This window comes from Candidatus Nitrosopumilus salarius BD31, from assembly GCF_000242875.2.
Taxonomy (GTDB): Archaea; Thermoproteota; Nitrososphaeria; order Nitrososphaerales; family Nitrosopumilaceae; genus Nitrosopumilus; species Nitrosopumilus salarius.
This window is the reverse complement of record NZ_AEXL02000078.1, coordinates 1-7,472: the sequence shown is the minus strand read 5'-3', so window position 1 is coordinate 7,472 and position 7,472 is coordinate 1. Positions and strand designations below refer to the sequence as shown.

Genomic DNA, 7,472 nt, shown 5'->3' with positions numbered 1-7,472 from the left:
GAGTAGATTGATGCAGTATATTGAGAAAAAAATATGTAAAAAAAAGATTCTATAGAGAAACGAGACTATCAAGTAAATCTTGCTAGTCAGGCAATCAAAGAAAATTGTATTGTGGTTTTACCTACCGGTCTTGGAAAAACAGCAATTGCATTACAAATAATCGCAGACTATTTGTCAAAAGGAGATGGGGCAGTCTTATTTTTAGCCCCAACCAAAGTCTTAGTTAACCAACATTATGAATTTTTAAAAACACATCTTACATTGGATGATATCTCGTTAATTACTGGAGAGGATCCAATTCAAAAACGAACAAAACTTTGGAATAATAGTATAATTTGTGCTACTCCTGAAATTGCTAGAAATGATCTAAATAGACAAATCATCTCTCCTAATCAATTCAGTCTTGTTATTTTTGATGAAGTCCATAGAACTATTGGTGACTATGCTTATTCTGGAATTGCAGAAAGATTTGAAAATTCAACAGTCAGAATTGTTGGGATGACTGCTACACTTCCAAGTGAAAAAGACAAAGCCACTGAAATTCTATCTCGATTAAGAATTTCTTGTGTTGCCGAAAGAAATGAAGATAGTCCTGATGTAAAACCATACACACAGGAAACTCATACTGAATGGATTAATGTAGAACTTCCACCAGAACTTAAAGCAATTCAAACATTGTTAAAATTAGCATTAGATGAAAGATATGATGTACTGAGAAAGAATGGGATAAAACTGGCAGAACAACAATCTCTTTCAGCTCTACTTAGAATCAGACAGTTTGTCCTAAATCAGAACAGACGCTCTGCAAAACCGTTATTCACTGCTATTCGAATCCATTATGCCCTAAACATACTTGAGGCTCATGGGATTACTCCTTTTCTGAAATTTTGTGAGCGTGCTCAAGCAAAAAAAGGTGTAGGTGTAAAAGATCTCTTTGAGGTTGATCCTAACTTTACTAGGGCAATACATCTTGCAAAGGAAGCACAATCAAGAGGAATTGAACATTCTAAGATTCCTAAACTAAAAGAAATTCTTGAATCTGTTCCTGGTAAGGCCTTGATTTTTACAAGTTATAGAGACTCTGTGGATTTGATTTACAATAAACTCACTGAACAGGGAATTTCTGCAGGAATTTTAATTGGAAAGGCAGGAGAGGCAGGACTAAAACAAAAAAAGCAAATAGAAATCGTGCAAAAATTTAGAGATGGCCTTTTTAGAGTATTAATTGCAACTCGTGTTGGTGAAGAAGGTTTAGATATTGCAGAAGTAAATCAAGTGATTTTCTATGATAATGTTCCAAGCTCTGTAAGATATATTCAAAGACGAGGTAGAACTGGAAGAAAAGATACTGGTAAACTAGTAGTGCTGATTGCTAAAAATACGATAGATGAAACATATTATTGGATAGGGAAACGAAAGATGACTTCTGCCAAATCTATGGGTGATAAAATGACTAATGTATTGAAGAAAAATCAAGAGATAGAATCACAAAAAAATGGACTAGATGCATTTCTCTAGTTTTTGTATTGGTTAAAAATTTCTTCAAATATATTTTGCTTTCTTTGTATTACTATGTTTTTCATTTGTGATTCTAAATGATGAATGCTACTGTTTTTTGCTCCAAGTAAATTCTCTAATCTCACATCAAATTGATTTTGAAGAAAATTTTCCATTCCTTTGATTCCTCCTTCTATCTCTAAATTTTCAAATGTTTCTTTCGCCAAATTATTAATTGATTTTTCTACAAATCCTAGAATATCTTCTAGGTTTTTCTGTGTTAATACCATTATTTTCTCTATGACTATGGTGGAAAATAATGTTGTGTATTTTATTTTGGTTTTTTAGATGCTGAAATTGATAATCACATTCTAAACTTAATCTGGGCATTAGATATGATGGCTAAATCTAACAAAACAAAAGAAATGAAAATTTTGATTCAAAAAGAAAGGGAACTCCACAAACAAATCCGCGCTGATTTTGACAAAATTAGTCAGAAAATTAACGATGATTTTGAGAAAGTAAAACAATCAAAATCTGTATAATCTCACTCAAATCTTTTGATAATATGATATCCAAACTCAGTTTTTACTGGTTCAGATATCTCCCCAATTTGTAATTTAAATGCAACATCTTCAAATGGTTTTACCATCATACCTTTAGTAAAATAGCCTAGATTGCCATCTTTTTTTCCGCTACCTGTATCTATGGAGAATTCTTTTGCTAATTTTCCAAATTTTTCACCCTTTTTGATCTTCTCTAGTATGGCTAGTGATTCACTCTGCTTTGCCACCAAGATATGAGAGCATTTTACTTTAGCTGCCATTTATGATTCTAAAATTATTCCATGTCTTAATTGTTTAGCATCTCATTTTATCTCTTAGAAAGGTTCAAGCCTCAACAGATTTGAATCTAAATGTGTAACATAGATGAATGACACGGAAACATTAAATGCTAATTTTGAAACAAACTGTTAGTGAATCATACAAAACTTCTATCTTTTATGTTAATTTTTGCCCTAGCTGCTACTCTTTCTATTACTCCTGCTTTCTCAGTTCCTGAACAAGCAAGTTCTAAAGCAAAAGAGATGGCAGTAGTTTCTATTCCTGAAAATGCTAAAAAAATTGGACCTGGTGTATTTGATATTGGATACAAAGTCCATGATGGAAAACTCTTGCAAGGAACATTGTATGTTTTCTCTGAACAAGAATTTGCAAAACCAAGTGGAACCCCTGGTAATGGTAACGGTAAAGGTGGTGGAGGCAGTGGAAGTGGAACAAGTTCGTGTTATTCATACATCACTTCAGGTGCTAAATGGAGAGCAGAAGAACCATGGAATGTATCTACAGTTAATGCTCCCTCTGGAATTGATGTGACTGGAATTTTGATAAATGCAGTTAACGAATGGGAAACTGCTGATGGTGCATCTAATGCAATTATGGGAAATTTGGATTCTTCAATTACAGTTGATGTTAACTCTATTGGTAAATCTATGAATGACCAGAATGAAGTTGCCTTTGGAGATATTGCTGAAGATGGAGTAATTGCAGCTACATGGGTTTGGAGAACTACTTCAGGCCCACCGTCACAAAGATACATTGCAGAATGGGATCAAGTGTATGATGTTGTGTCATTTAGTTGGAGTGATAATGGTGATTCAAATTCAATGGACTTTGATAATATTGCAACCCACGAAATTGGGCATGCTGTGGGAATGGGGCACCCAGATTCAACATGTACGCTAGAAACAATGTATGCTTATGCTAGTAATGGTGAAACCATAAAACGTGATCTTTACACGGGCGATATTGCTGGTGTTAATCGTCTTTACTAGTTGATTTTTCATTAAAGTTCCATTTTTACTTCTATGCTACATCTTTTCAGCTTCAAAATAGAATTTATGTGCAAATAGGACATTTTAGAGAATTTCTAATGGTTTTTCATATTGTTGTATTTTTTGAACATCATTTACTTTTTGATACATGTCTCGCACTTTGATTGGTGGTTGAAAAAAAGAATAAAAATCTAAATATTGAATTAGAATGTGAGGAAAAAATTATTTCTGAAAAACTTCGGTTTGGCAGAGTTCGCTCAATGATGATGTCTCAATTAAGAGAAGAATATGGAGAAAAAATAGCAAATCGCTCGTTGGCAAGAATAAATAAAAGAATTTCTATTGGATCAAAAATGACAAAGATTCATTCTGAAGAATTCCTAATTTGAAAAGTTGCTTATCTTCATTTTTGTTCAATTATGTTCATGCCAATTCAGTTTCAATAGTTTATTTTGTTCAAAAATACAGCGGTGACCTTATGAAAAATTCTATAATTGTATGATTAATGACAAAAAGATTAGCAATAACTGCAATCACAATGTTTGCAATTATGATGGGAATTTCCACAATTGCTCCTGCAATGGCCGATAAAGCCACAGCACCAGGACACAACAAAATTGACATTTGTCATTTTGATGATGAGGAATTGCAATATGTTCTGATCAGCATTCCAGAAAAAGCAGTAAAAGCTCATGAGAAAAATCATGATATGGATATTATTCCAGCACCAGACGATGGTTGTCCAGTCATTGAACCAGAGTCAGTAGATACTGATGGAGATGGATTAACTGATGACGAAGAAATTGTTTTAGGAACTGATCCATTAGTTGCAGATACAGATTCAGATGGCTTATCTGATGGCGCCGAAGTTAACACTTACGGAACTGATCCATTAAATTCTGATACTGATGGTGGAGGAATTTCTGATGGTCAAGAAGTAAATGTTGATGGAACTGATCCATTAGATGCTTTAGACGATTTGGTGATTATTACACCATAATCCTTTTTTCTTTTCAAATCAATTTTTTAGGCACAGATACACCATTTTCTTCCATAACTGATGTCTGGACTTCGCAGGATTTGTTCCTGATGTCTTTTTTGAATTTCATTATGAGATGACGAGTTCAGCAATTGTTTCTTGATTCATAAAGAACTCAGATTTGAAAATTATTGAGTAGAATCATGGAAAAGAAAACAATGTTGGAATTACTGCAAGAATAACAGGAAAATCTTTTGGCCGAAGTCAACGCGAAGATAAAGAAAAAAAAGCATACATGAATCAAGATGAACCTGAGACAAGATTTCAGAATTTCAAAAGTAAATAAAAAATTTCTTATATTATTTTAACGATCAAATTTGTTTTGTAACAATATAACATTACAAATAATTACATTTAACTACAATTTCCTAATCAAAATCTTCAATGACTAAAAATACAATTTCTAAGAGCATGTTTTCTCTAATTGCTCTTGGAGCACTGATGACACTTCTAATGACAATTCCAAATACTTCTTACGCCTTTATCACAGATGGTTTTGTTGGGCCAGTTGATTTTGGTTTGAGTTATGATTATGCCAATTCAGCATCTACTCTAAATGGTGAATTTATCAAAATGACTCCTCCTATTGGATTAATTGGAAACAATAATTTCAACGATGACAACCTTCGTGCATTTGATGAAGGACAGAATCTATCCTTTGGTTCTTCATTTGATGTTGATATTCTAGCAACTACTGGAAATCCTGGAGTACTTCCAGCAGGCACATATGCTAGCCATTATGTTGCATATGATCCAGTAAATTCAGGAATTGAAGGATGTGTTGATTTTGATGCAGATATTGAAGCTGTTATCACATCTACATCTAGACTCCAAGCAACTGATGTCTTTCAAGACACTGCAACAACAGGGGCAATATATCAAAACCCTGGATTACGTGGTCTTGAAAACAATCAAGACGATGTTGTAATTGCAGATGCAGATACAATTTGTCTTGCATTTAGGGCATCCACTCCTGGTGACTTTATACGAGTATTGACAGCATTTTCTCCATTAGGTGAAGATACAGATGAAGATGGTATTCTAGATGGAAATGATAATTGTGTAAATACACCAAATGCGGACCAAACTGATTCAGATGGTGACGGAATAGGTGATGCATGTGATAATACTCCTCCAGTTGCAGAAGATGACGTGTATTCTATTGATGAGGACACTGTTCTAAGTAATAATGTCATTACAAATGACAGTGATGCAGAAAATGATCCAATCATTGCTACATTAATTGATGATGTTTCAGAAGGGGTCTTGGTCTTTAATTCTGATGGTACATTCGAATATTCTCCAAATGAAAACTATTTCGGAACTGATTCGTTTACATATTTTGTAAATGATGGGGAGTTTGACAGTAACATTGCAACTGTTTCAATAATTATTGATCCAGTAAATGACGCACCAATATGTTCTGAAGGAAGTGATCTAGGAACTCTTTGGCACCATCGTATCCATCATAACAAGCATCAATACCCCACTTAGTGGAATCACTGCAAATGTCAGTATGTTCATTAGCGTCAACAAATCAAATCCTGCAAGACTAGGGCTCATAATTCCCATAATTGATAGCATGATTACTGCAAGCAATGGAAACACAATCAGTAAATCGTGTAAATTTCTGCAACACTGCCTAGAGATTCAGTAGTTTTTTGCATGAGCATCTTTTTTTCTTCAAGCTGAACTTTGGCAGTTGCGTTAAAGTACTCCTTGAGATCTCCTCCTGACTGGACAGTCACGATTGCACCTTCTAGAAGTTCTGAATATGGTCCTGGAGGTGTTCTATGGACCAAATCTTTGATGGCGCTGATCAAATCCATTCCTAAAATATCTATATTTCTAACAATAAATCTTGAATCTTTTACGATGTCTTCATCAGTATCCTCCTTTGCAATTGCCTTGAAAATCCCTTCCAGTGTGAGACCGCTTGTTGCAAGAGTTGACATGTATCCAATAAAATGAGGAATCTCTTCAATTAGCTTGGCTGATCTGTTTTTTACTTTAATTGCTGGAATCATTTGTAAAATGCCAAACGTCATTCCAAAAAGCATTAATCCACTCAAGAGTGGAAGAATCATTCCCATGCTAGCTGGCTGTATGTTGATAAACTGTGATGCAATCAATCCCATGACAGCACCACATGCACCTGCAATCATGCTGAAAAATACCATGCTTGAAACATATACCTCAAATGGAATTGGCATCATTGCCTGTTTGATTGATTTATCCAATGAAACTAATTTTGGATGCAAAAATTTTACGTGATCATTTAGCAGTTTGTAGCTATAGACATGTAATTGTCCTACTGATTCTTCTTGGATTTTCTTCTTTTGTTTGCTTCCAACGAGTTTCATAGTTGAACCTCCAATCTTTTTCTCTCATAGTATCTTTCAGGATCTGCATAGTAGTCCATCACATTAGATGATACTTCTTTATGATCACGAATGTCATTTTTTACCATCCACTCTAATGCCAATCTTCTTTTTGTTAATTCATAATTGATCTTCTCTTCAGTATCCCCATCTCTTTCTTTTAATTTTTTGAAAATTACACTATTTCCCATATATTCATGAACATCTGTTTTTGGATTCCATTTGAAAATTTCATGAGTTTTAATTTGTCCTGTTGTCTCATCAATTCCGTCTATCTCGGAAACCTGAATTATTCTTCTCAGTGATTTGTCTCCCACTCTAATCTTTAGTTGGAGTGTGATAAGATCAAGGCTGTTTGAGATTAGAGCCTTTGGAACATCCATTGGCGATGATGTCAATCTTGTCAGCGTTGCATCTACTGAATCGGCGTGAATTGAAGAAAATCCTCCGTGACCTGTGGCCATTGCTTGAAATAATGTGTATGCCTCTCTTCCTCGTGTCTCTCCTACTATGATGATGTCTGGTCTTTGTCTTAGAGCTGCCCTTAGAAGATCAAATTGATTTATTTCTCCTACCTGCGTATCTGTAAAGTTTTGTCTTGAGACTGCTGGAATCCAGTTCTCATGAGGAAGATTTAGTTCCTGTGTATCCTCTATACTGACTACTTTTTCTCCTGGTCTGATGAATGTAGCCAGTGCGTTCAGCGCTGTGGTCTTGCCAC

At 34.6% G+C, this 7,472-nt stretch carries 10 protein-coding genes; 6 read left to right on the top strand and 4 right to left on the bottom strand.

Annotation, left to right across the window (positions count from 1 at the left end):
- Nucleotides 1-111: 111 nt before the first annotated feature.
- A complete protein-coding gene (locus tag BD31_RS03755) occupies nt 112-1,518 on the top strand; it encodes a helicase-related protein (protein ID WP_008298779.1) in 1,407 nt (468 codons plus the stop codon).
- Here BD31_RS03755 and BD31_RS03750 read toward each other — a convergent pair.
- Entirely contained in the window at nt 1,515-1,787 is a 273-nt protein-coding gene (locus tag BD31_RS03750; protein WP_008298763.1) for a hypothetical protein, read from the bottom strand. The two genes, BD31_RS03755 and BD31_RS03750, sit on opposite strands and share 4 nt — an antisense overlap.
- A 105-nt stretch (nt 1,788-1,892) precedes the next feature.
- On the opposite strand from BD31_RS03750, the gene BD31_RS10035 reads away from it, so the two are divergent.
- The gene (locus tag BD31_RS10035; protein ID WP_008298784.1) at nt 1,893-2,042 is read left to right on the top strand and encodes a hypothetical protein; all 150 of its coding nucleotides are present in this window, start codon (nt 1,893-1,895) and stop codon (nt 2,040-2,042) included.
- Nucleotides 2,043-2,044: 2 nt separating this feature from the next.
- Here BD31_RS10035 and BD31_RS03745 read toward each other — a convergent pair whose 3' ends face one another.
- Nucleotides 2,045-2,323, bottom strand: a complete 279-nt coding sequence (locus BD31_RS03745; RefSeq protein ID WP_008298768.1) for a peptidylprolyl isomerase — start codon at nt 2,321-2,323, stop codon at nt 2,045-2,047.
- Nucleotides 2,324-2,473: 150 nt separating this feature from the next.
- Between BD31_RS03745 and BD31_RS03740 the strand changes: the two genes are divergently transcribed.
- From BD31_RS03740 to BD31_RS12020, 4 genes are all read left to right on the top strand, one after another.
- Nucleotides 2,474-3,331, top strand: coding sequence for a matrixin family metalloprotease (locus BD31_RS03740; RefSeq protein ID WP_008298762.1), 858 nt, complete (start codon nt 2,474-2,476; stop codon nt 3,329-3,331).
- Nucleotides 3,332-3,498: 167 nt separating this feature from the next.
- Nucleotides 3,499-3,720, top strand: coding sequence for a hypothetical protein (locus BD31_RS03735; protein WP_008298781.1), 222 nt, complete (start codon nt 3,499-3,501; stop codon nt 3,718-3,720).
- Between the two features lie 116 nt (nt 3,721-3,836).
- Entirely contained in the window at nt 3,837-4,331 is a 495-nt protein-coding gene (locus tag BD31_RS03730) for a thrombospondin type 3 repeat-containing protein (RefSeq protein ID WP_008298777.1), read from the top strand.
- Nucleotides 4,332-4,754: 423 nt separating this feature from the next.
- Complete coding sequence (locus BD31_RS12020; protein WP_008298771.1) at nt 4,755-5,864, top strand: cadherin-like domain-containing protein; 1,110 nt, start codon at nt 4,755-4,757, stop codon at nt 5,862-5,864.
- 116 nt (nt 5,865-5,980) lie between these two features.
- On the opposite strand, the gene BD31_RS03720 is transcribed toward BD31_RS12020, so the two are convergent.
- Entirely contained in the window at nt 5,981-6,733 is a 753-nt protein-coding gene (locus tag BD31_RS03720) for a type II secretion system F family protein (protein WP_008298775.1), read from the bottom strand.
- Nucleotides 6,730-7,472, bottom strand: a 743-nt coding sequence (locus BD31_RS03715) for a CpaF/VirB11 family protein (RefSeq protein ID WP_008298766.1), incomplete at its 5' end; no start/stop codon positions are given. The genes BD31_RS03720 and BD31_RS03715, both read right to left, overlap by 4 nt.